General features: G+C 73.3%; 26 protein-coding genes. 16 read left to right on the top strand and 10 right to left on the bottom strand.

Annotated elements, in window-relative coordinates; translation table 11 throughout:
- Positions 1–144 precede the first annotated feature (144 nt).
- Positions 145–900, top strand: coding sequence for a hypothetical protein (locus WEB03_RS00240; RefSeq protein ID WP_368068961.1), 756 nt, complete (start codon positions 145–147; stop codon positions 898–900).
- 89 nt (positions 901–989) lie between these two features.
- Here WEB03_RS00240 and WEB03_RS00235 read toward each other — a convergent pair whose 3' ends face one another.
- Together WEB03_RS00235 and WEB03_RS00230 are read right to left on the bottom strand one after the other, a co-directional pair.
- The gene (locus WEB03_RS00235) at positions 990–2,669 is read right to left on the bottom strand and encodes a 1,4-alpha-glucan branching protein domain-containing protein (protein ID WP_368068960.1); all 1,680 of its coding nucleotides are present in this window, start codon (positions 2,667–2,669) and stop codon (positions 990–992) included.
- On the bottom strand, positions 2,666–3,520 hold the full coding sequence (locus WEB03_RS00230; protein WP_368068959.1) for a class I SAM-dependent methyltransferase: 855 nt from the start codon (positions 3,518–3,520) through the stop codon (positions 2,666–2,668). The genes WEB03_RS00235 and WEB03_RS00230 overlap by 4 nt, the downstream gene beginning before the upstream one ends.
- Before the next feature lie 169 nt (positions 3,521–3,689).
- On the opposite strand from WEB03_RS00230, the gene WEB03_RS00225 reads away from it, so the two are divergent.
- Entirely contained in the window at positions 3,690–4,475 is a 786-nt protein-coding gene (locus WEB03_RS00225; RefSeq protein WP_368068958.1) for an electron transfer flavoprotein subunit beta, read from the top strand.
- Between the two features lie 102 nt (positions 4,476–4,577).
- Positions 4,578–5,561: an electron transfer flavoprotein subunit alpha/FixB family protein gene (locus WEB03_RS00220; RefSeq protein WP_368068957.1), complete on the top strand. Its 984-nt coding sequence runs from the start codon at positions 4,578–4,580 to the stop codon at positions 5,559–5,561.
- Positions 5,562–5,642: 81 nt separating this feature from the next.
- Here WEB03_RS00220 and WEB03_RS00215 read toward each other — a convergent pair whose 3' ends face one another.
- Positions 5,643–5,831, bottom strand: a complete 189-nt coding sequence (locus WEB03_RS00215) for a CsbD family protein (RefSeq protein ID WP_368068956.1) — start codon at positions 5,829–5,831, stop codon at positions 5,643–5,645.
- 123 nt (positions 5,832–5,954) lie between these two features.
- Between WEB03_RS00215 and WEB03_RS00210 the strand changes: the two genes are divergently transcribed.
- Positions 5,955–7,358 (top strand): hypothetical protein, encoded by a 1,404-nt coding sequence (locus tag WEB03_RS00210; RefSeq protein WP_368068955.1) that lies wholly within the window; start codon positions 5,955–5,957, stop codon positions 7,356–7,358.
- A gap of 15 nt (positions 7,359–7,373) precedes the next feature.
- Here WEB03_RS00210 and WEB03_RS00205 read toward each other — a convergent pair whose 3' ends face one another.
- The 3 genes from WEB03_RS00205 to WEB03_RS00195 are packed head-to-tail and all read right to left on the bottom strand — an operon-like array spanning position 7,374 to position 9,498.
- On the bottom strand, positions 7,374–8,606 hold the full coding sequence (locus WEB03_RS00205; protein ID WP_368068954.1) for an MFS transporter: 1,233 nt from the start codon (positions 8,604–8,606) through the stop codon (positions 7,374–7,376).
- Complete coding sequence (locus WEB03_RS00200) at positions 8,603–9,112, bottom strand: YbaK/EbsC family protein (RefSeq protein WP_368068953.1); 510 nt, start codon at positions 9,110–9,112, stop codon at positions 8,603–8,605. Before WEB03_RS00200 ends, WEB03_RS00205 begins: the two co-directional genes overlap by 4 nt.
- On the bottom strand, positions 9,109–9,498 hold the full coding sequence (locus WEB03_RS00195) for a hypothetical protein (RefSeq protein WP_368068952.1): 390 nt from the start codon (positions 9,496–9,498) through the stop codon (positions 9,109–9,111). Before WEB03_RS00195 ends, WEB03_RS00200 begins: the two co-directional genes overlap by 4 nt.
- Positions 9,499–9,546: 48 nt before the next feature.
- Between WEB03_RS00195 and WEB03_RS00190 the strand changes: the two genes are divergently transcribed.
- The 9 genes from WEB03_RS00190 to WEB03_RS00150 all read left to right on the top strand — a co-directional run bounded on the left by WEB03_RS00190 (position 9,547) and on the right by WEB03_RS00150 (position 16,334).
- On the top strand, positions 9,547–10,698 hold the full coding sequence (locus WEB03_RS00190; RefSeq protein ID WP_368068951.1) for a cysteine desulfurase family protein: 1,152 nt from the start codon (positions 9,547–9,549) through the stop codon (positions 10,696–10,698).
- The gene (mnmA, locus tag WEB03_RS00185; protein ID WP_368068950.1) at positions 10,698–11,831 is read left to right on the top strand and encodes a tRNA 2-thiouridine(34) synthase MnmA; all 1,134 of its coding nucleotides are present in this window, start codon (positions 10,698–10,700) and stop codon (positions 11,829–11,831) included. Before WEB03_RS00190 ends, mnmA begins: the two co-directional genes overlap by 1 nt.
- A gap of 145 nt (positions 11,832–11,976) precedes the next feature.
- Positions 11,977–12,252: a type II toxin-antitoxin system Phd/YefM family antitoxin gene (locus WEB03_RS00180; RefSeq protein ID WP_368068949.1), complete on the top strand. Its 276-nt coding sequence runs from the start codon at positions 11,977–11,979 to the stop codon at positions 12,250–12,252.
- Positions 12,249–12,680 (top strand): type II toxin-antitoxin system VapC family toxin, encoded by a 432-nt coding sequence (locus WEB03_RS00175; RefSeq protein ID WP_368068948.1) that lies wholly within the window; start codon positions 12,249–12,251, stop codon positions 12,678–12,680. The genes WEB03_RS00180 and WEB03_RS00175 overlap by 4 nt, the downstream gene beginning before the upstream one ends.
- A 21-nt stretch (positions 12,681–12,701) precedes the next feature.
- Complete coding sequence (locus tag WEB03_RS00170) at positions 12,702–12,866, top strand: hypothetical protein (RefSeq protein WP_368068947.1); 165 nt, start codon at positions 12,702–12,704, stop codon at positions 12,864–12,866.
- Positions 12,863–13,708, top strand: a complete 846-nt coding sequence (locus tag WEB03_RS00165; RefSeq protein WP_368068946.1) for a hypothetical protein — start codon at positions 12,863–12,865, stop codon at positions 13,706–13,708. The genes WEB03_RS00170 and WEB03_RS00165 overlap by 4 nt, the downstream gene beginning before the upstream one ends.
- 120 nt (positions 13,709–13,828) lie before the next feature.
- A complete protein-coding gene (locus tag WEB03_RS00160; RefSeq protein WP_368068945.1) occupies positions 13,829–14,056 on the top strand; it encodes a 4-oxalocrotonate tautomerase family protein in 228 nt (75 codons plus the stop codon).
- A gap of 204 nt (positions 14,057–14,260) precedes the next feature.
- Positions 14,261–14,614, top strand: coding sequence for a hypothetical protein (locus tag WEB03_RS00155; RefSeq protein WP_368068944.1), 354 nt, complete (start codon positions 14,261–14,263; stop codon positions 14,612–14,614).
- A gap of 13 nt (positions 14,615–14,627) precedes the next feature.
- Entirely contained in the window at positions 14,628–16,334 is a 1,707-nt protein-coding gene (locus WEB03_RS00150) for a BTAD domain-containing putative transcriptional regulator (RefSeq protein WP_368068943.1), read from the top strand.
- A 45-nt stretch (positions 16,335–16,379) separates the two neighbouring features.
- Here the strand turns inward: WEB03_RS00150 and WEB03_RS00145 are convergent, their stop codons facing one another.
- The gene (locus WEB03_RS00145) at positions 16,380–17,621 is read right to left on the bottom strand and encodes an MFS transporter (protein ID WP_368068942.1); all 1,242 of its coding nucleotides are present in this window, start codon (positions 17,619–17,621) and stop codon (positions 16,380–16,382) included.
- Positions 17,622–17,793: 172 nt separating this feature from the next.
- On the opposite strand from WEB03_RS00145, the gene ligA reads away from it, so the two are divergent.
- Together ligA and WEB03_RS00135 are read left to right on the top strand one after the other, a co-directional pair.
- On the top strand, positions 17,794–19,941 hold the full coding sequence (gene ligA / locus WEB03_RS00140; RefSeq protein ID WP_368068941.1) for an NAD-dependent DNA ligase LigA: 2,148 nt from the start codon (positions 17,794–17,796) through the stop codon (positions 19,939–19,941).
- Positions 19,942–20,092: 151 nt separating this feature from the next.
- A complete protein-coding gene (locus WEB03_RS00135; protein ID WP_368068940.1) occupies positions 20,093–20,329 on the top strand; it encodes a hypothetical protein in 237 nt (78 codons plus the stop codon).
- Positions 20,330–20,464: 135 nt separating this feature from the next.
- Here the strand turns inward: WEB03_RS00135 and WEB03_RS00130 are convergent, their stop codons facing one another.
- From WEB03_RS00130 to WEB03_RS00120, 3 genes are read right to left on the bottom strand one after another with little or no spacing between them, the layout of a single operon-like run.
- Positions 20,465–21,145: an NUDIX domain-containing protein gene (locus tag WEB03_RS00130; RefSeq protein WP_368068962.1), complete on the bottom strand. Its 681-nt coding sequence runs from the start codon at positions 21,143–21,145 to the stop codon at positions 20,465–20,467.
- Positions 21,146–21,204: 59 nt separating this feature from the next.
- Positions 21,205–21,849 carry an isochorismatase family protein gene (locus WEB03_RS00125; RefSeq protein WP_368068939.1) on the bottom strand — a complete coding sequence of 215 codons (645 nt, stop codon included), beginning with the start codon at positions 21,847–21,849 and terminating at the stop codon, positions 21,205–21,207.
- Complete coding sequence (locus tag WEB03_RS00120) at positions 21,846–23,213, bottom strand: nicotinate phosphoribosyltransferase (RefSeq protein WP_368068938.1); 1,368 nt, start codon at positions 23,211–23,213, stop codon at positions 21,846–21,848. The genes WEB03_RS00125 and WEB03_RS00120 overlap by 4 nt, the downstream gene beginning before the upstream one ends.
- A 162-nt stretch (positions 23,214–23,375) precedes the next feature.
- Between WEB03_RS00120 and WEB03_RS00115 the strand changes: the two genes are divergently transcribed.
- Entirely contained in the window at positions 23,376–25,145 is a 1,770-nt protein-coding gene (locus WEB03_RS00115; protein WP_368068937.1) for a putative bifunctional diguanylate cyclase/phosphodiesterase, read from the top strand.
- Positions 25,146–25,201 lie beyond the last annotated feature (56 nt).

The raw sequence follows: 25,201 nt of genomic DNA, 5'->3' as shown, positions 1-25,201 counted from the left end.
CGGCACCGACGGCACCGACGGCACCGACGGCACCGACGGCACCGACGGCACCGACCCCGCCCTGGGTGACCGGTCGTCGCCACCACCACCATCATCATCACCACCACCGTCCCCGGGATCGGGTCCCGCCGCGGGGGGTGACCGGTGACCGGGCTCATCGCGGCCGAGGTCAAGAAACTCACCTCCGTGCGCAGCACGCTGATCCTGACCCTCATCGGGTGGTTCCTCGCCGTCACCTCGGCCATGCCGATCGTGATCAGCAGCTTCGAGCCGTTCCGGGGCACCTCCCAGCAGGTCGCCGACGCGGTCGCCGGCGCGGGTGGGAACTCGATCATCGTCCTGGTCGTGGGCCTGCTGTCGATGACGACCGAGTTCCGCCACGGCACCATCGGCCGGACGCTGCAGCTGGTGCCGTCGCGGACCCGGGTCCTGTTCGCCAAGCTCGCGGCGGGTTCCGTCTACGCCACCGTGTTCTTCCTCGGCGCGTTGGTGCTGATCGCCGTGGTGGTGGTCGGTGCCGTCCTCATCCAGGACGTGTCATTCGCCGTCGACGGGGCGGCCTTCGAGAAGGCGTGGCAGGGTCTGGTCGGTGCGATCCTGACCGTCCTGCTCGGCGTGGCGTTCGGTGCGCTGGTCCGCGCGCAGGTGGTCGCCATCGTCGTCGCGCTGGTGTGGATCTTCGTGGTCGAGAACCTGTTCGCCGCGCTGTGGCCGCAGGTCGGACGCTGGTTCCCGTTCCAGGCCCTCAACGGCCTGTTCATCCCCGAGTCGGCCGCGGGTCAGCTGCCCGACGGCATGTTCGTGCCGCTGGCGGGCCTCACCGCGCTGGCGGTGTTCTCGGCGTGGGTCGTGGCGTTCGGCGTGGCCGCGGTCGTGCTCCTGCGGACGCGCGACGTCTGACCCGCCGTGTGACCTCAGCGTGTCACGGTCACCTCAGCGCATCACCGGTGAACGGCTGGGGTCACCGTGAGCAGCTGAGGTGACACCGGTCAGCGGGCTGCGCCGGTGCCGGCGGGGTCGAGCGCCGCCAGCAGCGCGGTCACGTCGGCGGGCGCGTCATCGCGGGCGGCGATCGCCGCCACCTCGGCGTCGTCGACCGCGTCGCGTTCGATCGCGTGGCACAGCCGGTGCAGCTGGTCGGCGTGGTCGGCGACCCGTTCGGCGGCGTACCCCGGCGAGTTGCCGCGGGTGACCATGAACGGCCAGTCCGACGAGGCCAGCAGGGCGAGCTCGCGGGCGACCTGGACCCGGGCGCCGGAGGGGCCGCGCCCGCCAGCCAGGGCGCGACGAGCGGCAGCCTCGGCGCGGCGCAGCTCCTGCCACATCGGGCGGGTCTGGTCGGTGACCCACGACGCGTGGCCCTTGGCGAACCCCCACGAGGACTCGGGGAGCTCCAGCCGGCGCGTCGGCGGGCGGCGCTCGCGCCGGGACGCCACCGTCGTGGTCGTGAGCGTCGGGTCGTCAGCCACGGCGCGGACCAGGGCGCCGAGCCACTCCACCCCCTCGAACCACCAGTGTCCGAACAGCTCGGTGTCGTAGGCGGCGACGACCAGCTCGCCGGGCCGGTCGTCGAGGACGCCGTGGAGCACCCCGCGCAGGTGCTCGGCGTCGATCAGGGTCTGTGCCGCGGCACGGTCGGGCTCGTAGGTGGCTTTGCGGTCCGGCGGCAGGCTGCGGTCGGTCACCCGCCACGACGGGTGGAGGCCGTACCCCCCGGTCGCGTACAGGTCCCGGTACCACACGTTCCCGGGGTACCCCGCCGTCGGCGACCACACGTGGTAGGCGACCGACAGGTCGCGTGCGTACGCCGTCACGTCGCTGTCGCCGATCAGCACGCCGTCGTGGACGACCGACTCCGGTGTCCCTGGCGCGGCCGGGTCGGGCCGCACGGTCCAGTCGCGCTCGCGGCCGCCCGCGGCCTGGATCAGCGTCGGCGCATCGACCAGGACGTGGGAGATCCCGTGCGCGGCGTAGTGCTCCTCGAGCCCCGGCAGCTCGGGACCGGTCCGCGGCAACGTCGGCGTCCCGTGAGCGTCGACGGCCGTGGCCGCGGCGGTGGCGTCCGCGACGCGGCCGCGCGGCCGGTAGCCCATCTCCGGGGCCCAGATGCCGCGCGGGGAGCCGCCGGCCCAGCGCGCGTGGCTCGCCAGACCGTCGGCGAGCTGGGCGTCGATCAGCGCCGGATCGGTCTGCAGCGGCAGGTAGGGGTGGGTGGCCGGACCGCCGAGCAGCTCGAGCACCCCCGCGTCCTGCAGCTGGGCCCAGACCGCCAGCAGGCCGCCGCGGCGTTGCACGTCCTCGTGGTAGGCGAGCAGCCCTGAGAAGCGGCGCCAGTAGAAGCTCGACAGCGCCCGGACGTCGTCCGGGACGCGGTCGTGCCAGCGTTGCTCCTCGCTGCGCCAGACCTGACCGCCGAGCCAGGTCCCGAGGTCGTCGGCCAGCCGCTGGTCGGCGACCTGGTGGGCCACCATCGGGGTCACGCCGAGCGTCACCACCTCACGGCGCCCCTCGCCCGCGAGCTCCTCGAGCAGCCGGGTCACCGGCAACCAGGACGTCCCCCAGGCCTGGAACAGCCACTCCTCGCCGACCGGCCAGACCCCGTGGTGGCGCAGGTAGGGGAGGTGGGTGTGCAGGACCAGCGCGAGCTCGCCCGGTGCTCGACGGCTCACGCGGTCGGGACGCGGCAGACCGCGAGCAGGTCCAGGGTCGCGTCGAGGTCGCTGGTGCCGTCGGCGTGGACGGTCCCGGGGGTCACGGTGAACCAGGACGCGTCGACGCGGTGCACGACGGCTCGCAGCCAGCGTGGCCAGTCCTCCGGCGGCGACGAGGTCACGAGGTCGACGAACGTGCGCCGGGTGAGACGTTCGATCGTCCGCAGCGGTCGTCCGTGGCCGATCCCGTGCAGCCGGGGCACGGTGAACCCGGCGCGTTCGCACTCCTCGACCAGCTCGGCCGCGGTGAACTCGCGCGTGTGGAACGGGTTGACCGGCGTGTCGCTGCCGGGGGTGAAGGTCAGCCGGTTCGGGGTGGCGATCCACACCTCACCGCCCGGGCGGGTGACGCGGCGCAGCGACCGCAGGTAGCCGGGGATGTCGTGGAGGTGCTCGATCACCTGGAACGACACGACCAGGTCCACCTCGTCGTCGGCCAGGGGCAGGCTCATCAGCTCGGCCTCGTGCACCTCGACGACGGGGCCGCCGTCCGCCCCGTCGCGGCCGTAGGTGGCGCGGGCGTGGGCGACCACGGGAGGTTCGAGGTCGACGCCGATGACGCGGACCGGACGTGCACCGCTCGCGTCGGTGCCAGACCCCGCGGCGGCCAGCATCGCCAACCCGTAGCCCTCGCCGCACCCGGCATCGAGCACCACGTGTGCGCCGGCCGCGACGCGTGCCTGCGCGAGCCGGTACGCGACGACGTGGCGCTCGAACCAGTAGCGCTCGTCGGGGATGCCGGGCAGGGTGCGTTCACCCGTCAGCACGAGGCCGGGCGGGTCGTCTGGCGCGGGGACGGAAGCGGTCACGGCCGGCGAGCCTACGACGGGCGTGTCGCGGACCACGAACCCGGCCGGTCGGCCCGGAGCTGACTTTGAGCGTCCGCTCAAAGTTCCCTACGCTGCGATCGGCCCGAGGTGTCCACGAGCGACCGATCGCGGCCCCGCCACCACCCGACCACATCGAGAGGGAGACCGGATGAAGGTCATCGTCCCCGTCAAGCGCGTGCCCGACACCGCTGGCGAGAAGAAGATCGATGACGGCACCATGACCGTCGACCGCGAGTCCGTCGAGTCGGTCCTGTGCCCCGTCAACGAGTTCGCCATCGAGGAGGCCGTGCGCCTCAAGGAGAACCAGGGCGCCGAGGTCAAGGTGCTGCTGATGGGCCCCGAGTCCGCGCAGCCGGTGGTGCGCAAGGCCCTGTCCTACGGCCTCGACTCGGGTCTGCAGATCACCGACGAGGCGCTCGCTGGTTCCGACGCCATCGGTACCGCCAAGGTCATCGCCAAGGCGCTCGAGGGTGAGGAGTTCGACCTCGTCATCTTCGGCAACCAGTCGACCGACGCGCGCACCTGCGTGGTCCCGGCCGCCGTGGCCGAGATCCTCGGCCTGCCCTCGCTGACCTACGCCCGCCACCTCGAGGTCGACGGCGACAAGGTCGTGGTCCACCGCGAGCACGAGGAGGGCTGGGACGTGGTCGAGTCCACGCTGCCCGCCATCGTGTCGGTGGTCGAGGCCATCAACGAGCCGCGCTACCCCTCCTTCAAGGGGATCATGGCCGCCAAGTCCAAGCCGCTGGACGTCAAGTCGGCCGGCGACATCGGCGTCGACACCTCGCAGGTCGGCCAGGACAGCGCCGCAGCCGTGCTGACGTCGTTCGAGCCGCGCCCGCCGAAGGAGGCCGGGACCATCGTCGAGGACGACGGGTCCGGGACTGCCGCTTCGCAGCTCGCCGACTGGATGGCCTCGAAGAAGTTCGTCTGAGCGGCGCCGTCCGCCCACCGCATCTCCAAGGCGGGCCGGCGGTCTCGGAAACAGATCTGAGCTCAGCGCCGACGCACACGACGATCCCGGGAGGATCAACCCATGGCTGAACTGCTCGTACTGATCGACCACAGCGAGGGCAAGCCCCGCAAGGTCTCGCTCCAGATGCTCAACGCCGCCACGCAGGTGGCCGAGAGCGCCGGCGACACCGTCGCCGCCGTCTGGCTCGGCGAGGGTGGTGCCGACGCGGCTGCCACGCTCGGCGCGCACGGCGCGGCCAAGCTCTACACCTGGGACTCGGCCGACGCGCACGGGTACGTCACCCTGCCGCAGGTCGAGGCGCTCCAGCAGGTCCTCGAGACCTCCGGCGCCGAGGTGCTGTTCTTCTCGTCCTCCAACCACGTCAAGGACGTCGCGGCGCGGCTCGCGATCCGCGTCGACGGCGGTGTCATCACCGACGCCACCAACGTCGAGGTCGAGGGCGGCAAGATCTCGGCGACCAAGGAGGTGTTCGGCGGTGACCTGATCACCCGCTGCACCTTCGCCGACGGCAAGAAGCAGCTGGTCGGGGTCGCCTCGAACGCCTTCCCGGTGGTCGAGACCGGTGGCGGCGCACCCGAGGTCGTCTCGGTCGACGTGTCGCTGTCCGAGGCCGCGCAGGCCTCGAAGGTCACCAGCGTCGAGAAGCAGGGTGGCGGCGACCGTCCCGACATCGGTGAGGCCGCGATCGTGGTCTCCGGTGGCCGCGGCCTCGGCAACGAGGAGGGCTTCCAGCTCATCGAGCAGCTCGCGGACGTGCTCGGCGCTGGCGTCGGTGCGTCGCGCGCCGCGACCGACGCGGGGTGGTACCCACACCGCTTCCAGATCGGCCAGACCGGCCGCACCGTGTCGCCGACCCTCTACATCGGGTCCGGCATCTCCGGTGCCATCCAGCACCGCGCCGGGATGCAGACCGCGCAGAACATCGTCGCGATCAACAAGGACGCCGAGGCGCCGATCTTCCAGATCGCCGACTTCGGTGTGGTGGGCGACCTGTACGACGTGATCCCGAAGCTGATCGAGGAGCTCGAGGCGCGCAAGAGCTGAGCGAGCGAGAACCGCTGAACGCTCCGCCGCACACGACGGGCCCCGGCCACATCGGCCGGGGCCCGTCGCGGCTGGTGTGCGTCAGTCGCGGCCGCCACCGCCCTTGACGGCGCCCTTCACCTTGTCGGTGACCTTCTCCACCTTGCGCTTGGCGTCGCCCTTGGTCTCCTGGGTCTCGCCCTCGGTGCGCATCTCGTCGTTGCCCGTGACCTTGCCGGCGGTCTTCTTCAGCTTGCCGCTGGCCTGGTCCTGCCTGCCGTCGTTGCCCACGATCGTCTCCGCGCGGTCGCGAGCTCACCGGGATGGCGAGCTTCGGCACGAGTGTGACCGGCGGGGCTCGGTCGCGTCAGCCCGTCCGTACACTCCGGCCGACCGACGGACCTGGAGGAGCTCGTGGTCGCGCCCTGGGACCGTCGCAGCGACGACGACCGCGCTCGCATCGAAGCCGCGACGCTGGCACGGTGGCTGCCCGGCGCGGTCACGGCTGCGCCGTTCCACGCCGCTCGCGTCGGGGACATCGACGATCGCCTGATCGTCGACCGCCGTGGTCTCCAGCGGCTCGCTCCGACACGTGAACGCGATCTGCTCGCCGACGGCGCGGGCGGCGGGTCCGCGGTCCTGCGCCCGAACGAGCAGCAGGTCAAGGCCACCGCCGACGACAGCGTGATCGTCGGGATCGCTCGCGCCATCCGGCGGGACGGGACCGGCGGGAAGCGCGACGCGCTCGTCCGCGAGTACCGACCGCTCCAGCTCCACCGCGGCGGGGTAGCGGGCGAGTTGCTCGTGGCCTCGACGCGCTCCGACCTCGATCGTCAGCACCGGGTCGGCGCGCGCGCCGCCGCTGTCCTCGGGTTGCGCGAGGACGACGTGCTCGTCTCCGCGCTGCCAGCGGGACCGACGCTCGACCACCTCGGTGTCGTCCACCTCGCGACCGGTGCGGCCCTGACGGCGCTGCACGCCCGGGGTGTCGGGGACGACCTCACCACCGTCGCCGCTGCTGCGGCGCGGCTGCCCGTCACCGTCCTGGTCGTGGCGGCGCACGAAGCTGACGTGCTCGCCGCCGTCCTGCGGGAGGAGCGGACCGAGCTCCGCGAGCTGCGCACCGTCGTGTCGGTGGGGCCGCCGCCGACCGCCCAGCAACGAGCCGCGACGATCGACGCGTTCCGTCGTGCCGGTGCCGATCGCGAGGTGGCGATCCTCGCGCTCTGGGGCCCGAGCGTGAGCCGTTCCCTCTGGGCCGAGTGCGTCGAGGGGGGCGGCGGTCTCCACACCTACCCGGACCTCGAGGTGCTCGAGGTCCTCGATCCGCTGACCGGCAGGGTGACCGACGGTGACGGTGATCTGACCCTGACCAGCGCCGGGTGGCACGGCACCGTCCACCTCCGCTTCCAGACCGGGACCTGGGTGGACCCGCTCACCACCGACCCGTGTCCAGGGTGCGGCCGCGACGTCCCCCGGCTCGTGGGGGACCTCGTCCCGCACGCCTGGGAGCTGCCGGTCGCGCTCGACGGTGGGGTCCGGGGCACGATCGACCTCCGCGGGATCGCTGCCGTGGTCGCTCGGACGTCGTGGGTGACCGCCTGGCGGGCGGAGCTGCGTGGCCCCGACGAGCGCGTGCCGCGTGATCGGCTCGTGGTGGAGCTCGCCGGCACCGGTCCGCGCTCGGACACCGGGCGCCTCGAGCGGGCGCTCGAAGCGGCGACGGGTCTGGCCCCCGAGGTGATCGCGGGCGTCCACGAGGACGAGGTGGTACGGGGGATCGACGCCGCGGGCGGCGTCCTCGCCGACCGCCGCTGACGCTTGCGCGTCCCGCTACCGCGGCGGTTCGTCGACCACGCCGGGCTTGGCCGCCGCCAGCCCGCACAGCAGCTGCGGGACCAGCAGCGCGAGGATGACCAGCAACGGCACCTGCCAGCTGCCGGTCGTGTCACGGAGCAGCCCGATCAGCACCGGTCCGCCGGCGGCGATCAGGTACCCCACGCCCTGCCCGAGCGACGACAGCGCCGCCGTACCGTCCGTGGTCGTGGCGCGCAGGCCGATCAGCGTCAGGGCCAGCGGGAACGCTCCCATCCCCACACCGATCAGGACGGCCCACACCCACGGTGCCGCCGCTGGCGCGACCAGCAGGCCACCGAACCCGATGGCGGCCGCGATCCCGAGCAGGATCACCAGCGGGCGTTGGTCGACCCGGCGTCCGGCGAGCGCGGGCACCAGCAGCGACACCGGTCCCCCCACCAGCATCAGGACCGCGAGCAGCGACCCCGCCACCGCTGGTGAGGCGCCCGCGTCCCGGTAGATCGACGGCAACCACCCCATCACCACGTACGCCGTCAGGCTCTGGGTGCCGAAGTAGCCGGCGAGCGCCCACGACCGCGGTTGCCGCCGGACCCGCTGGCCGATGGCCGAGTCGAAGCTCGGTGCGACCGGTTCACCCTCGCCCGGCGGCGGTCCACGGCTCTCGCGCAGCCACCACCAGGGCACCGCTGCGAGGAGCGCTGGGATGGCCCAGACGGCCAGGCCCAGCCGCCAACTGCCGCCCGCGTCGGTGACCGGGACGGTCAACCCGGCGGCGGCGGCCGTCCCTCCCGCCAGCGCGCCCGTGTACCACGCGGTCGCGTCGCCGACCCGGTCCGGGAACCAGCGCTTCACGACGACCGGCAGGAGGGCGTTGCCGAGCCCCATCGCGAGCAGGGCGCCGCTCGACCACAGCACGATCGCGGTGCCCGAACCGCTGGTGGCGCGCAGGGCCAGGGCGGTGCCCGTGACCAGCATCGCGACCAGGAGCGTGGGAGCCGTCCCGAACCGACGGCCGATGCGAGCCCCGAGCAGCGCCGCGACGCCGAAGCAGACCGGGGGCAGGCTCGTCAGCAGACCCGCGACCGCGACGCTGGTGCCCGTGCCGACACGGACCTCCGGCAGGATCGCGCCGAGGCTCGTCACCGCCGGTCGCAGGTTCGCGGCCGTCAGCACGAGCGCCACGACGGTCAGACCGGCCATCCCGTGCCGGGCGGAGCGACCGTGTGCGGTGCTGGTCGGGGAGGTCACGTCCCGACGTCGGCGACGCGGGCGCCGGTGACCTCGAGCAGTGCATCTGGGGTCAGCGCGAAGACGGTCGTCGGCGTCCCGGCGGCGGCCCAGACCTCGTCCAGCCGCGTGAGATCGGCATCGCAGACCACCTCGAGATCGGTGGCGTGCCCGAACGGTGGGGTGCCGCCGATGGCGTACCCGGTCGCGTCGCGGACCTCGGCAGCGTCGGCCTTCCGCACCGAGGCGGCACCGAGCACCTCGGCGAGGGCGGACTCCGAGACCCGGTTCGCGCCCGAGGTCAACACGAGCACCGGTCGGTCGTCGGCGGGTCTCTCACGCCCCGAGCCCGAGGCGATGAACACGAGCGACTTGACGATGGCGGCGAGGTCGCACCCGATGGCCTCGGCAGCATCGGCCGCCGTCCGCGTGCCCGCCGGGAACTCACGGACCTCGGGCGAGAGTCCCGCAGCACGGGCCCGCGCGAGGAACCGTTCGGCGCCGGAGGCGGTCGGTCCGGCGGTCACGCCGTCACCTCGCCGTGCAGCGGCGCGGTCCCCGGGAGCAGGTCGACGGTCACGGCGAGCGTCGAACCGGCGGCCGGCGCGGGACGCAGACGGACCTCGCCGTTGGAGAAGTCGCGGTCCCCGCGCCCGACGCTGTCCCACACCTCGACAGGTTCGCCGTCGACGGTGATCGTCCAGGCAGTCGGTGGTGGGACCCGCCGGGGGAGCGGGCGCCCGGTCCCGTCGGAGACGCGTGCGAAGCGCAGGTCGGCGAACCCCGGCCACACCTCGAGGCTCAACAGCGTGAACCGGTGGCCGTCGGTCTCGCCGAGATCCACCAACAGCGGGACGACCCGGACGGCGCGCACGCCGGACGGGACGTCGGGGGGCAGGTGGGGAGCGGTCACGGGGCCTCACGGGCAGCGGCGGTGGAGCCTGACGCTACCGTCGTGGACGTGCCCACCTCTCTCGACCACGCCGCCACCACGCCGCCGCGCCCCGAGGCGCGCGCGGCCCTGACGCGCTGGCTCGAGGCGGCGAACGCGTCCTCCCCACACGCCGCGGGCCAGGACGCCCGCACGGTCGTCGAGGAGGCCCGGGAACGGGTGGCTGCCGCGGTCGGCGCGAGCCCCCACGACGTGGTCTTCACCTCCGGGGGGACCGAGGCCGACAACCTCGCCGTGAAGGGGGTGGTGTGGGCAGCTGGACGCCGGCTCGGCCGGACCCCGCACCTGGTCACCACGGCCGTCGAGCATCCGGCCGTGCTCGCGCCCGCCCGCTGGCTCGCCGACCGGGGCGAGGTCCACCTCGACGTCGTGCCACCGTCGGCGGACGGCACCGTGGACGTCGACCGGACCCTGGCGGCGCTGCGGCCCGACACCGTCCTCGTGAGCGTGATGGCCGCGAACAACGAGATGGGGTCCGTCAACGACATCCCCGCGTTGGCCGCCGCGCTCCGCGATCGAGCCATCCCCCTGCACACCGACGCGGTCCAGGCCTTCGCGACCCTGCACGTCGACGTGGCGGCGTGGGACGTCGACGCGCTGGCCCTGTCGGCGCACAAGTTCGGTGGACCGCAGGGCGTCGGGATCGCGGTCCTCCGGCGTGGGCTGCCGGTCGAGCCCCTCACCCACGGGGGCGGGCAGGACCGCGGCGTCCGGTCCGGGACGTTCGCCACCGGGTTGATCGCCGCGTGTGCCGCCGCCGGCGACGCGGCGGTGGCCGACCGCGCCGATCTGCGGGCGCGCCTGCGCCGGCTGAGCGATCGGCTCGCCGAGGGGCTGCTGGCCCTGGACGGTGTCCGCCGGAACGGGCCCGGCGATCCGGAGCGTCGGCTGGCCTCGCACGTCCACGTCGCCTTCGACGGCGTCGACCCGTCCGCGTTGGCGTTGGCCCTCGACCGCGCGGAGCTCATCGCTTCGTCCGGCTCGGCCTGCGGCTCTGGTGCGGCGACCGCGTCGCCCGTCCTCGAGGCGTGCGGTGTCGTTGGCACCCCGCTGCGGCTCTCGCTCGGCTGGACGTCGACCGACGCTGACGTCGACCGTGCGCTCGAGGTCCTGACCGACCTCGTCCCACGCCTGCGATCCGGCGCCGCGGTGGTCGGCTGATGGCGCAGGTCCTGGTCGCCATGTCCGGCGGTGTCGACAGCGCGGTCGCCGCCGAGTTGCTCGTCGCTGCCGGCCACGACGTGACGGGCGTGCACCTCAAGCTCGCGGAGGTCGCCGCGGAGGAGCAGGTCCCGGGGCACGGGTGCTGCACGCTCGACGACGCGCAGGACGCCCGCCGTGCGGCGCAGGTGCTCGGCATCCCGTTCTACGTCTGGGACATGGCTGACGAGTTCCGGCGTGAGGTGCAGGACCCGTTCGCTGCCAGCTACGCCGCCGGCGTCACCCCGAACCCCTGCGTGACCTGCAACGAGCGCGTCAAGTACGCGGCGCTGCTCGACCGGGCCACGCGGCTCGGGTTCGACGCGCTCGCGACCGGCCACCACGCCCGCCTGCGGCGGGACGGTCTGCCGGTCACCCAACCGGGTCCGGGCACGCAGCTACGCCGGGCGGTCGACGCCGGCAAGGACCAGTCCTACGTCCTGTACGTCGCCAGCCCGGATCAGCTCGACCGCACCCTGCTGCCCGTCGGTGAACTGTCGAAGGTCGAGGTCCGAGCGCGTGCAGCAGCAGCCGGGCTCCGTGTCGCCGACAAGCCCGACAGCTACGACGTGTGTTTCATCCCCGACGGGGACACCGCGGGCTACCTCGCCGATCGCGTACCGGCGGCTCCAGGTCCGATCGTCGACCTCCAGGACGGCGAGGTGGGACGCCACGACGGGGTGTGGCGCTACACGGTGGGGCAGCGGCGCGGCCTCGGTCGCGCAGTCGGCAGCCACCGACGCCGTTTCGTCGTCGACGTGGACGCGCCGTCACGCACCGTCGTCGTGGGTCCGCGCGAGGCGCTGGCGTGTCACTGGCTCGAGGTGGCGATGCCCACCTGGGCGGTGGCGGACCCGCCCACGCCGGGGGACCGGGTGCTGGTGCAGATCCGTGCGCACGCACCGGCGGTCCCGGCGATGCTCGTCCCTGCGGAGGAGAGCAGCGGCTGGCGCGTCGCGTTCGACCAGCCGCTGCACGGCGTCGCGCTCGGCCAGGCCGCCGTCCTCTACGACGAGTCGGACGAGCTGTGCCTCGGCGGCGGCCGCATCGCCCGCGCCGACCGCCCCGCCGGTCTGCCGCTGGTCACTGGCTGAGCGGCAGGTCGCGGGCGCCGGCAGCAGCGCCGATCCCGTGGCGCGCCCTGCTTCGCCGCGCCGTGGTCACCACCGGCCGATCTCGCTCAGGACGGGACGAGTCGGGTGTACGCTACGATCTGTTCCCAGATGTACAGGATGAGATGTGGCGGAGGTCGGGGTCGCCCAGTTCCGTCGGGAGCTCAAGGACTGGCTCGAGCGGGTCCGATCCGGCGAGGAGATCGTCATCACTGAGCGCGGCCGAGCCGTCGCCCGACTCAGCGGTGTCGACACCGGATCGCTCCTCGACCAGCTCGCCGGGGAGGGCCGGATCAGCGCACCAGCCGATGCCCCGCGACCCGCCGCGCGGAACCGACCTCGGGCTACGGCGACCACCGATGTGGCGGAGCTGATCGTCACCGAGCGCGACGCTCGCCGGTGAGCGTCGCGTACTTCGATTCGAGTGCCCTGGTGAAGCTCGTCATCGATGAGCCCGGTAGCGACGATGCCGCCTGGCTGTGGGATGCGGCGGACAGCGTGTTGACCAGCCGTGTCGCCCACCCGGAGGTTCGCGCGGCACTCGCTGCGGCCCACCGTGCCCTACGGCTCACCGCTGAGGGGTACCGGCGGGCGACGGGGGACTGGCAGCAGCTACGCCGGGGTATGCGTCTGGTGGAGGTGACACCACGGATCGAGCACGATGCCGGCGAGCTCGCAGAACAGCACGCACTCAGCGGTTTCGATGCCGTCCACCTCGCGAGCGCGCTGACGCTCGCCTCGGTGCCCGTGGTCGTCGCGACCTGGGACGCCCGGCTCCACCGAGCTGTCCGCGCATCAGGACTCGCGGTCCTGCCCGTGGTGGCAGACTGACATCGGCGCGTGAGGGGAGCGATGACCGTCGTTGTGGCACTCGTGACGATCGCGGCGTGGTTCGCGATCGGCCTCCCGCGGGTCGCTCGGGACCTCGCCGCGCTGCGCGACCTCGGTCCGGCGAGCCCGGATGCGGCCGGCCGTTGGACGTTGACCGAGGACGGTGCGAACGTGTTGCAGCTGTGAGGCTCGATCGGCGTCGCGTCGGTCAGGTCCTGGTCGTGATCGGGACGCTCGGGGTCGTCGCCAGCGTCCTCGCCACCATCGTCGGCATGCGCCTGCTCGGGTCCCTCGACCGAGCCCTCGAGGACAGCGTCGGCGTCGCCGCCGAGGCCATCGACGCGCTCGGCGCGACCGTCGAACTCGCGGGGGAGACCACGGCCCGGCTCGCGGTGACCCTGGAGCGGACGGCGACGACCACGCGTGACCTGTCCGCCGCCCTCGCCGATGCCGAGCAGGTCCTGCGAGCCACGGCCGACATCAGCGAGGACCAGGTCGCCGGCAGCGTCGAAGCCCTCGAGGACACGCTGCCGGCGCTCGTGCAGGTGGCGGCCGTCATCGACCGGACGTTGTCGGCGCTGAGCGTGGTCCCGTTCGGACCGGAGTACGACCCGGCCGAACCGTTCGACGATTCGTTGCGTGCTGTCAGCGAGGAGCTCGACGGCCTACCCGAGGCGCTCCGCGAGCAGGCGGAGCTGATCCGCGAGGGCAGCCGGGAACTGCGGACCGCTCGCGTCGGCACCGCCGCGATCGCCGACGACCTCGATTCGCTCGGCACGACCCTCGAACGGTCGACCGAGCTGGTCGAGCGCTACGCCGCGACGGCGGCCGAGGCGCGCGAGCTGGTCTCGGACGACGCCGACCTCGGACGGCAGCTCGCCCTCGGTCGGGTCCTCGTACTGGTGCTCGGCCTCACCTTCGCGGCCGGGCAACTGCTCCCGCTGGGAGCGGGGTGGCTGCTGCAACGACCCGACGTCGCCGCTGCCTTCCTGGCCCCACGCGACGGAGAGTCGCCACCCCCGCGGTGAGACCGGCAGCCGGCATCCCGACGCCGCCGTCACACGCTGGCGCACACGTTCGCTACCCACGCTGCGTGGGTCCGGCGCGTGTGGGTTGGCCACAGGCGAGGAACGAGCGAGGAGAGACGGATGCCGTTCATCAACGTGAAGGTCATCGAGAACGTCTTCAGCGACGCGCAGAAGCGGGACATCGTGGAACGGTTGACGGACGCGATGGTCGTGATCGAGGGCGAGGCGATGCGGGGCGTGACGTGGGTGGTCATCGACGAGGTCAAGAGCGGTGACTGGGCCATCGGTGGCCGGACGCTGACCACCGAGGCGGTCCGCGAGCTGGCCGCGGGCGTCCCGGCCGGCTGACCGGCGCCGCCATCGACGGACGCCACCACCCGCAGGATCCGAAGCCCGCGGCTGCCCACGGCGGTCGCGGGCCTTCGGCGCGTCGTCGAGGGCGCGCGCGTCCCTCGTCCAGGCGCGCACTGGTGACCCGAGAGAGGGCGTCCCACGCCCCGTCTCACGCGGTCGTTCGAGGGTGGCGATCCGAACCGAACGAGGAGCGCGAGGATGAGTCTGACCACCAGCCACCCGGCTGTCACCACAGCACCGAGGTCGGAGGGGGCGGCCCGTGAGCGCACGTGGGGCTCCGTGATCCTCACCGCCGGCGACGCCGTTGCCTGCATCCCGTTGGACGATGCCCGGTGGCGGACGGTCGGCGCCCGACTGACGGCCGTCGTGGACGCTGTCCGGCGAGCGAACGGGCACCCGGGGTCGCCGATCGGCGCGCACGAGACCGTCGCGCCCGTGTTGCGCCTGCGAGACCTCGGCTGTCTCAGCCGGATCATCGACCCGAGCGCGACCGTCGAGGGCCCCGAGGTGATCGAGGACCTCCTATGGTCGCTGCAGGTCGCGGCCTTGTGAGACGAGGACGATCATGAGCTTGGAGCTCTTCCTCCTCGGTCAGCCGCGCGCCGTCCTCGATGGCCACGCGGTGAGCGCCGTGCGCGGTACGAAGGCGTGGGCCCTGCTCGCCTACCTGCTGCTGGCGGACGGGCAGGTCGAGCGGCGGCGCCTGGCCTCGATGCTGTTCCCCGACGCCGATGACCCTTCGGCGTCGCTGCGCTGGAACCTGTCCCAACTGCGCCGCGGCCTCGGGATGGCGCTCGAGGGGGATCCGCTGACGGTGACGTTGCCCGAGGACACCTGGGTGGACCTCGAGGTCCTCGCCAACGGTGAGACGGGCGAGGCCGCCGCGGTCGCCCTCCGCGGGCAGGAACTGCTGGACGGTGTCGTGGTCGACGACCTCGACGCGTTCAGCGCGTGGCTCGATGGCGAACGTCGGCACGTCGTCGCGTTGTGCGCGGCGGGGTTGCGGGAGGCGGCCGCGTTGCGCCTCGCGGGCGGCGACGCGGAGGGCGCCTCCGTGCTGGCCGAACGCGTCGTCAGGCTCGAGCCGTTCGACGAGAACGCCGTGGTGTTGCTGGTCCGTGCCCTACGGGAAGCCGGCCGCCTGGGTGAGGCGCACGCGGTCGCAGCCGCGACGGCCGTCCGGTTCCGCCGCGAGCTCGGGACCGAGCCGTCGAGCGCGTTGTGGTCGGCTGCGCATGCCTCGACCGGTGGAGCTGCGAGGAGTGGGGGTGCAGCAGCGACCCAGGCGCAGCTCGAAGCCGGTGAGGCCGCCATCGCCGCCGGGCTCCCGGATGCCGGCATCGACGCGCTCCGGGAAGCGTTGGGCGGTGCCCGGGCGCTCAGCGACGCGGGCTTGTTGGCGCGGTCGCTCACGGCCCTCGGCAGCGCGCTGATCCACGCCATCCGTGGCAGCGACCAGGACGGACTCGCCCTCCTCCACGAGGCGATCCCGCTCGCTGCAGCCAGGGACCTGCCCGGCGTCGCGGCGAGAGCCACCCGCGAACTCGGCTACGTCGACATGCTGCGCGGACGTTACGGGCGAGCCCAACGCTGGTTCGAGGCGGCGGCCGAGCACGCGACCGGCGACGACGAGGAGCTCGCGTGGATCGCGGCGTTCGCCGGTGCCGCCCGGACCGACGTGGCCGACCACGCCGCGGCTATCGGCCTGCTCGACGAGGCCGTCGGCCGAGCTGACGCGAGCGGTTCGCTGCAAGCCTCGGCCATGGCTCTGGCCATGCGTGGCCGCCTCCGCCTCTTCCTCGACGACCCGTCCGGGGCGGCCGAGGACCTGGACCGGTCGGTCGCGGTCGGCCGCGCAGCCACGTGGCGTGCGTTCGTGCCCTGGCCCCAGACCATCCGCGCCGAGGTCGCCTACCGCGACGGGGAGCTCGACCACGCCACTGCGCTCCTCGAGGCGGCGCACGCGACCAGCCTCCAGGTCGCAGACCCGTGCTGGGAGTCCATGGCGCTGCGCGGGCTCGGCCTCGCGCGTACCGCCCAGGGCGATGTCGACGAGGGCCTCGGGTTGCTCGAGAACGCTCCACACCAGTGCCGCCGACTGCCCGACACCTACCTGTGGATCGAGGCCTACGGCCTCGACGCGCTGGCTGACGTCTCCAGCCGACGTGGTCTCGACACCGCCACGCGCTGGATCGATCAGCTCGAGGAGCTCAGCGTCCGCCACGGCATGCGGACCCTGAGCTCCAACGCCGCCAGCTACCGCGAACGCTGAGAGCTCGCGCTGGCGGGTGCTGCTGCGCCGGGGCCGCCAGCCGTCTCACGACTCCGACCTGGGGGTGGCGGGCGCGTGCGACACGGATGGGACGGTGCTCGCGGCGAGGAGGCTGGCGAACAGCATGGCTGCGGCTGTGGCCACCCACGCCACGGCGTACGACGCGTTCTCGGCCAGGGCGCCGAACACCAGCGGGCCGAGCGCTCCGCCGATGCCGAGCCCGGTCAGCACGGTGCCGGCAGCCACGGCGGGAGCTTCGGGACGCGCCCGGACCGCGGCGAGGAACGCCAGCCCCGTCCACCCCCAGCCGGCGCCGAGAAGCACGATCGCCCCGATCGCCGCGAGGACCGCAGGTACCGGGGTCGCCAGCAGCACGGCGCCGAGCCCACCGATCGCGAGGAGCGCTGCCACGGCTGGTGTCGGCCGGGCGCGCTCGCCGTCCGCCCAGCGGCCCAGCCCGATCCGGGCGCCGATGCTGGCCAGGCTCGCCGCGACCAGGAGCAGTCCCGCGGCCCCCGTCGACAAGCCGCGCGCGGTCGAGGCGGGGACGAGGAAGGTCGGGGCTGCGGTCGCTGCCCCCGCACCGAGGCCGACCGCGACCGCGAACCGCACCAGGGCCTTCCTCGCGGTCGGGTCGGCGGTGGTCGGGGTGGCGGTGGCCGGGGTTGTGGGGGTCGGTTCGCTGTCCCTGCGAGTGGCTGGCCCCGAGACGCGAAGGGACCCGCCGCCTCCGCGGGGCAGCAACACGAGGACGACGATGGCCAGGATCGGTGCGGCGAGGAAGGCGGCGCGCCAGTCGAACCACGCGGTCAACGTCGGCAGCGCGAGACCCGCCAGCAGCGAGGCGGTCGGGACGCTCGCCTCCTTGATCCCGAAAGCGAACCCCTGGCGGTCCGCACGGAGCCGGTCGGCGAAGGTGCGTGCGCCACCGGTGTCGATGAGACCGACCGCCACGCCCACGAACACCAGCGGGGCAGCCAACTGCCACCACGAGGACGCCGACCACCCGATCGTGGCGGTCGCCACCGCCGCGACGATGACGCCGGCGCGGAGCGCGAGGTTGGCCCCGAGCCGCTCGGTCCACCGCCCGACGGTGCTCGCGGCGATCCCGACCGTGGTGAAGAGCACGGTGACGGCGGCACCGATGGCGGTCTCGCTGAGGCCGAGATCAGCCCGGATGGCGTCCGTCGACGCGCCGATGAGGAACACCGGCAGCACCGCGAGGCTGAGCGCAGCGGCGACCGACGCGGTGACCCGCGCCGTTCCCGCTGGTGTCGTGCCGTGCACGTTGACCTCGCCGTGGTTGGCCACAGGAGCGTAGGCAGCGGCGGGTCCGGCACGGTCGCGCGGGCCAGCGGTCGGCGCCGACGTGCGGGTCGGTGGGTCACACCGCAGCACTAGCCTGGCCCCTGCTCGCCGCCGGATCCCGCTGCGCCGTCGCGCCTGGAGGTCGTTCACCGTGCCCGATGCGCCCGAGGCGCCCGCGGACCTCGATGCCGCGCGGGATCGTCACGACGAGCTGGCGGGCACGATCCGTGACGCGCGGTACCGCTACTACGTGCTGTCGGACCCGACGCTGACCGACGCCGAGTTCGACGCGCTCTGGCACGAACTGCTCGCCCTCGAGGCCGCCCACCCGTCGCTCGTCACGCCCGCATCGCCCTCGCAGCAGGTCGGCGCGCCGGTCGACAGCGCGTTCCCACCGTTCCGCCACCTCGAACCGATGATGAGCCTCGACAACGCCTTCGATCGCGACGAGCTGGTCGCCTGGGCGCAGCGGGTCCGACGTCGGCTCGCCGCGACCGCCGTGGTCGAGGACGGCGGGGGCGACGTCGACGAGGTCGAGGACGAGCTCGACGATGAGGACGCCGAGGAGATGCTCGGCGAACCCGTGCGGTTCCTGTGCGAGCTCAAGATCGACGGCGTGGCCATCAACCTGGTGTACCGCGACGGGTTGCTGGTGACCGGGGCGACCCGCGGAGGCGGGGTCGTCGGCGAGGACGTCACCCCGCAGATCTCCACCCTGGCCGACGTGCCCTACCGGCTCGCCGTCGACGATCCCCCCGCGCTGATCGAGGTCCGTGGCGAGGTGCACTACCCGAGCGAAGCGTTCGAGGCGATGAACGCCGAACGGATCGAGCGGGGAGAGCCGGCGTTCATGAACCCCCGCAACGGGGCGTCGGGAGCGCTACGTCAGAAGGATCCCGAGGTGACCCGGCAGCGGCCGCTCGCGCTCTGGTGCCACGGGCTCGGGATAATCGACGGTGTCTCCTTCGCCACGGGCAGCGACGCCTACGCCTGGCTCCGCGACGCTGGGCTGCCCGTCCCGCCGCAGACGACCACCGTCGACTCGATCGAGGCGGCGTGGGAGCTGGTCGAACGCTTCACCGCCGAGCGCTACGAGGTGGGCTTCGAGATCGATGGCGTCGTGGTCAAGGTCGACGACCTCGCGCAGCGGGAACGGCTCGGATCGACCTCGCGAGCGCCGCGCTGGGCCATCGCCTACAAGATGCCGCCCGTCGAGCAGACCACCCGCCTCGAGGCCATCGAGGTGAACGTCGGGCGGACCGGCAAGGCGACGCCGTACGCGGTCCTCGACCCGGTGGTGGTCGCCGGGACGCGCATCACGTTCGCCACCCTCCACAACGAGATCCAGGTCCAGCTCAAGGACGTCCGCGTCGGGGACACCGTCGTGGTCCGACGCGCCGGCGACGTCATCCCCGAGGTCGTCGGGCCGGTCCTCTCGGAGCGACCGGACGGCACGGAGGCCTGGTCGATGCCGGCCGACTGCCCGTTCTGCGGCCAACCGCTCGTGCGGCCCGAGGGCGAAGCTCACCACCGCTGCGAGAACGTCGACTGCCCGAACCGCCTGCGTGAATCGCTCACCCACCTCGCGGGCCGAGGGGCGCTCGATATCGAGGGGCTCGGGGAGAAGAACGTCGACCTGCTGCTCGCTGAAGGGCTGCTGGCCGACCTCGCCAGCGTGTTCCGCCTGCACGAGCACCGTGAGGCGCTGCTCGCCCTCGACAAGTGGGGTGACAAGCGGGTCGACAACCTGCTCGCCGGTATCGAGGTCGGCCGGCAGCGCACGCTCGACCGCGTCCTGACCGCCCTGAACATCCACCACCTCGGCCCGACCTACGCCAAGGCCATCGCACGGGCGCTGCCGTCGCTCGACGCCGTCCGGTCGGCGACCGTCGACGAGCTCGAGGCCATCGACGGCATCGGACCCGTCATCGCGCAGGCGGTCGTGCAGTGGTTCGCGACCCCGCGCAACGCCGAGCTGGTCGACGACCTGATCGCGCTCGGCGTCGACCCGCGGGGTGAACCCGTCGCCGGAGCGCCTGAGGGCGTCGACCCGGACCTGCTCGCCGGTTGGACCGTGGTGGTGACCGGCACGCTCGAGGGGTGGACCCGCGACGAGGCACGCGAAGCGCTCGAGGCTCGCGGTGCCAAGGTCACCGGCAGCGTGTCGGGGAAGACCAGCGCGGTCGTGGTCGGGGCCGACCCGGGAAGCAAGCTGGCGAAGGCCGAACAGCTCGGTGTCCCCGTCGTGGACGAGGCGGCGTTCGGGACCCTGCTCGAGAGCGGGCAGCTCCCCTCGTGATCGAGCCGTTCGAGGCGGCCTCCTACCCGGGTCCCCGACCGGACGGTCCCGTGCTCGTGCACGAGGGCCGCCTGCACGACGTCGCGATCGCTGGCGACGGAGCCGTCGTGTCGTCGGTCGCCGTGCCGGTCCTCGCGCACGGCGCGCTGCGGTGGGTCGTGGCCTACGGCTCGAACGCCAGCGCCTTCCCGACGCGTTGGCGTACCTGCCGGGTCCCGCGACCCGCGTGCAGTTCGATGACGCCGGCGAGTGGCGTGGCTGGCCCGACGTCGACCAGCGGCGCGCGGCGGCCCACGTCGTCGCGGGTGGGCGGTCGACGCCGCCCCCGCCGCTGCCCGAGGCGGTCGAGGGCGCCTGGCCTCACACGCCGCTCACCCGAGCCAGCTGAGACCGCGGGGCGGCCACGGCCGTCGGTCTGGCCGTTTTCGACGTCCGCAGCTTCTCGCCGGCCGTGGCCGGTTCCCCCGCGCTGCGCGCCCACCTCGAACAGACCGTCGCGCAGCGGACCGCCGCCTGAGGGCCGTCAGGCCCGCAGCATCGCGGGGTGCAGGCGCTCGGCTGCGCCGCGGCGGTACCGCTGCGCTGGTCGGCCACCACCCGGTCCAGGCTTGGCCAGCCCCTCGACGGGGACGACGAAGTCGCGGGCGGTGACCACCTTCCGCCGGAAGTTGGCGGCGTCGAGCTCGACGCTCCAGACCGCCTCGTACACCCCGCGGAGCTCACCCAGGGTGAACGGCTCGGCGACGAACGCCGTGGCGAGGGCGGTGTACTCGAGCTTGGACCGGGCTCGCTCGACGGCGTCAGGGACGATCCGGTCGTGGTCGTAGGCGAACGGGGGCGCGTCCGGCGACGCCCCCGGTGAAGCGGGGTCGAGCCCGAGCGCGTCGACGAGGAAGAACGCGGCATCGGTGCCCGCGGCGGGATCGTCGGTGGTCGGCGTGAGCAGGAGGTAGGCCACCGACACCACCCGCCCCCGTGGATCGCGGGACGGATCGCCGTACGTGCGCAGCTGCTCGAGGTGTGCCTCGGGCGCGGTCAGGCCGGCGTGCTCGGCGAGGGCTCGGTGCGCGGTGTCGTCGAGGCTCTCCTCGTCCCGCACGCGACGTCCGGGCAGGGCCCACCGGTCGTGCAGCTCGGCCGGCTGCGGTCGCACCAGCAGCAGCATCAAGCGTCCGTCGCGGATGGTCAGCATCGCGACGTCCACGGCGACGGCGCAGGTCGAGACCCGCCCCGCCCGCGCTCCTGCGCTCCCGCCGCTGGAGCTCACGCCTGAGCTGCCGACGGGCCGCGCGCCGTGATCCTCACGCCGGCAGCTCGCAGCTCCTCCACCGTCCGGTCCCCATCGCCAGGTTCGAGTTCGACGAAGGCGGTGGTGGTCAGGGGCACCTCGACCGCGAAGCCGAGCCGCTGCGCGTCGAGCGCTGTGGCCTTCACGCACACGTCGCCTGCGAGACCGACGACCACGACGCGGTCGACACCCGCGTCCGTGAGCAGGCTGCCGAGCTCCGTCGCCTCCTCCTCGCCGCTGACGGGGTCGCGCACGGAGAACCCGGAGTAGCCGTCGCCGCCATCGACGCCCTTGCGGACCACCGGCCCGTCGACGGTCAGGTCGCGGTGCAGCTCGGCACCCCAGGTGTCCGCGACGCAGTGCACGGGCCAGACGCCGCCGTCCTTGGCGAAGTGCGGGGTGACCGGTGGGTGCCAGTCCTGGGTGTAGATCACGGTCGCGCCAGCGTCCCGCGCGGCTCGGACCTCGGTGTCGACGGCGGGCACGACGGCATCGCCGCCGGGCACGTAGAGGCCTCCATCCGGCGAGGCGAAGTCGTGCTGGACGTCGACGACCACGAGCGCTGTGCCGGGGCCGTACCCGGCCGGTGTCGTCGTGTCCTGGCTGGCGGTGGCGTTCACGGTGTCGCTCCGTTCCTCGGCTGCGCGGCGGACGGGTCCTGGCCTTCGCGGACGGTCGGGAGGGCGACCGTGCCGGGGCTCACATCGAGCGCCGAGGCCGGGAGCTCGGCGAGGGTGTCACGGTGGTGCTGCTGGGAGGTGGCGAAGCTGGGGCGGGGGAGGGCCTCGCCCGCGGCGATCACCGGCACCTGCAGCGGCCGCGACCCGGGCGGTGGCGGGCGGCCCCACGGGTGCAGCACGTCGGCGACGGCGACCCCGTCCTCGAACCTGCGCGCGGCGGCTTTCCAGCCCCCGACGGTGGCCTTGCCGCCGCCGGCCTTCGCGACCGGTTCGAGCTCACCTCCACGCTCGCGTGCCCGGGCCACGAGCTTGTAGACGAACCCGGCCGTCGGAGCGCCGCTGCCCGTGACGACGGCGGTGCCGACACCGAAGGCGTCGATGGGGGCGCCCCGACACGCATCGATCCGGTGTTCGTCGAGGTCGCCGGACATGACGATCCGCGTGTCGTGGTTGCCGAGCTCGTCGAGCAGGGCCCGAGCGTGGTGGGCTTCCGCGGCGGGATCGCCGCAGTCGATGCGGATGGCATCGAGGTCGGGCCCGCCTGCGGCCACCGCCTCACGGATGCCCTGCGGGACGTCGAAGGTGTCGACCAGCAACGTGGTCCGGGTCCCGAGGGCGGCGATCTGCGCGCGGAAGGCCGTGGGCTCGTCGTCGTGCACCAGCGTGAAGGCGTGTGCGGAGGTACCGAGCGTCCGCAGCCCGTACCGGCGGCCGGCCTCCAGGTTCGAGGTGCCGATGAACCCGACCAGGACGGCCGCCCGCGCGGCAGCGACGGCGGCCTCCTCGTGGGTGCGTCGGCTGCCGAACTCGAACAGCGGGCGGCCGTCGGCGGCCACGACCATGCGTGACGCCGCGGACGCCACCGCGGTGTCGTGGTTCAGGACCGACAGCAGCACCGTCTCGAGCAGCACGGCGTCCCCGAAGCTGGCCGAGACGGTCATCGCCGGCACGTTCGGGGACACGATCTCGCCCTCGGGGAGCGCCCAGGCGTCGCCGCGGAACCGGTACCCGGCCAGCCAGGCCAGCGTGGGCTCCGAGACCACGGCGTCGCGCTCCAGCGCGGCGAGCACCTCGTCGTCGAAGCGGTGGCTCGCGATGGCATCGATGGCGCGATCGAGACCGGCGGTGACGGCGTACCGGCGCCCTTCCGGGAGCCGGCGCGTGAACAGCTCGAACACGCAGGGACGATCGATCGTGCCGTCGGCTCGGGCCGCGTCGAGCATCGTCAGCTCGTAGCGGTCGGTGAGCAGCGCGGTCGACGCGGCACCCGCGGCAGCGGCGGGGGAAGCGGAGCTGGCGGTCACGGGGATCTCCGTCGGTCGGGGACGACCGTAGCGCGGTTCTGGTCACAGTGACCTGAACGGTCGTGGGCTCGCGGACACGCGACGTCGGCGTGGTCCGGGGTCAACCTCGCGACGGCGATCCACTTCGCCATCCTCCTGCGGTGGGGCATCGTTCCCACGCTCGTGGCGATCGTGCTGGCCACGGTCACCGGCGAGCTGGCACGTCGCAAGCCGCTGCACAAGCTGACGTACAACGTCGCGCAGTGCTCGCTGTCGTTCCTCGCCGCCTGGGGTGTCCTCCGCCTCGCCGGGTGGGAGGCGTCGCCGCTCCTGCCCGCCGACCTGCGACCCGCGGACCTGCTGCTGGTCGCCGCGGCTGGCCTCGCCTACCACGTCGTCAACATCGGCCTCGTCGGGACGGCCCTCGCGCTCATCGCCGGAAGCACCTGGTGGGCGACCACCGCGGACAACGTCTGGTGGTACACGCGCACGACCCTGGCGGTGCTCGCGATCGGCCCGCTGATCGTCGTGGTCTCCATGGTGCACGCGGGCTTCCTGATCCTGCTGGTGCTGCCGCTGTGGCTCATCTACGCGGTCGCCAAGCTGTCGCTCGACCGCGAGCTGCGGGCCTCGACCGACTCGCTGACGGGCCTGGCCAACCGGGACCGACTCGAGCACCTCCTCGAGGAGCGCTCCGCCGCCGTCGCGCGGACCGGTCGGCGCATCGCGCTCTGCGTGGTCGACCTCGACCGCTTCAAGGAGGTCAACGACACGCTCGGTCACGCCACCGGGGACGCGCTGCTCCGCGCCGTCGCCGCCCGCCTGACGGCTGCCGTCCGCGAGGACGACGCGGTCGTCCGTCTCGGTGGCGACGAGTTCGTTCTGCTGCTCGATGTCGACGACCGGGCCGTCGCGGGCACCGTTGTGGAACGGATCGCCGTCCACGTCCACCGCCCCTACGACCTCGCCGGGGTGCGCCTCGAGGTCGCCATGAGCGTCGGGGTCGCGGTGCTCGGCGAGGACGGCGACGATCTCGACACCCTGATGCGTCGCGCCGACGTCGCGATGTACGACGCGAAGGCCTCCGGCGAGATCGTGCGCGTCTACCACCGCGAACTCGACCATCGGAGCATCCTCACCGGCGAGCTCGTGGCCGACCTACGCCGTGGGATGACGGCCCGGGAGCTCGAGCTCCACTACCGACCGCAGGTCTCCATCCCGGACCGAGCGGTGATCGGCGTCGAGGCGTTGGTGCGCTGGCAGCACCCCACCCGCGGGTTGCTCGCACCGGGCGCGTTCCTGCCGGTCATCGAGCGCACCGCGACGATGCGACAGCTGACCACCGAGGTCCTCGAGCTCGCCCTGGCCCAGTGCGCGAGGTGGCGACGCCTCGGGCTCGGCGTCCCGGTGTCGGTGAACGTGTCCATGCACGACCTCGCCGACGTGACGTTCGCCGACCGGGTGGTCGCGGGGATCGCTCGGCACGGGCTGGCGGCCGGCGATCTGTGCATCGAGATCACCGAGCAGGCGCTGGTCGGGGACACCGATGAGATCATCGCGACGCTGGACGCGTTCGCCGCGGCCGGCATCAGGTTGAGCCTCGACGACTTCGGGACCGGCCACGCGTCGCTCACCTGGTTGAGCCTGCTCCCGATCAGCGAGGTCAAGGTCGATCGTGGGTTCGTGGCCGACCTGGTCGAGGGCCGCCCAGCGGTGGGAGCGATCGTGCGCTCCGTCCTCGAGTTGGCACGTGCCATCGGTGCCAGGTCCGTCGCGGAGGGCGTCGAGACCGAGACGCAGTGGGCCGTCCTGGAGTCGCTCGGCTGCGACGCCGCGCAGGGGTGGTTGACCGCTCGACCGATGCCACAGGACGAGGCGACGGACTGGCTGCTCGAACGGACCGGCTCGGGCGATCACCGCGCCGACGCCGACGACGCGGAGACGGTCGCCTGAGCCGAGGGCCGACCGGAGGCAACCTGGGCGACCGCTAGCCTCTGGACGCTCCCGTC

The sequence above is a fragment of the Nitriliruptor sp. genome, assembly GCF_040882075.1.
Taxonomy (GTDB): Bacteria; Actinomycetota; Nitriliruptoria; order Nitriliruptorales; family Nitriliruptoraceae; genus Nitriliruptor.
Note: the sequence above shows the minus strand (reverse complement) of the source record. Positions and strands in the feature narration are given on the sequence as shown.

What these genes read in the sequence shown, in the direction of transcription:
- WEB03_RS00155 (WP_368068944.1), top strand. Translation starts at nt 14,261, where the DNA reads ATGAGTCTGACCACCAGCCACCCGGCTGTCACCACAGCACCGAGGTCG.
- WEB03_RS00160 (WP_368068945.1), top strand. Translation starts at nt 13,829, where the DNA reads ATGCCGTTCATCAACGTGAAGGTCATCGAGAACGTCTTCAGCGACGCG.
- WEB03_RS00170 (WP_368068947.1), top strand. Translation starts at nt 12,702, where the DNA reads ATGACCGTCGTTGTGGCACTCGTGACGATCGCGGCGTGGTTCGCGATC.
- WEB03_RS00225 (WP_368068958.1), top strand. Translation starts at nt 3,690, where the DNA reads ATGAAGGTCATCGTCCCCGTCAAGCGCGTGCCCGACACCGCTGGCGAG.
- WEB03_RS00220 (WP_368068957.1), top strand. Translation starts at nt 4,578, where the DNA reads ATGGCTGAACTGCTCGTACTGATCGACCACAGCGAGGGCAAGCCCCGC.
- mnmA (WP_368068950.1), top strand. Translation starts at nt 10,698, where the DNA reads ATGGCGCAGGTCCTGGTCGCCATGTCCGGCGGTGTCGACAGCGCGGTC.
- WEB03_RS00150 (WP_368068943.1), top strand. Translation starts at nt 14,628, where the DNA reads ATGAGCTTGGAGCTCTTCCTCCTCGGTCAGCCGCGCGCCGTCCTCGAT.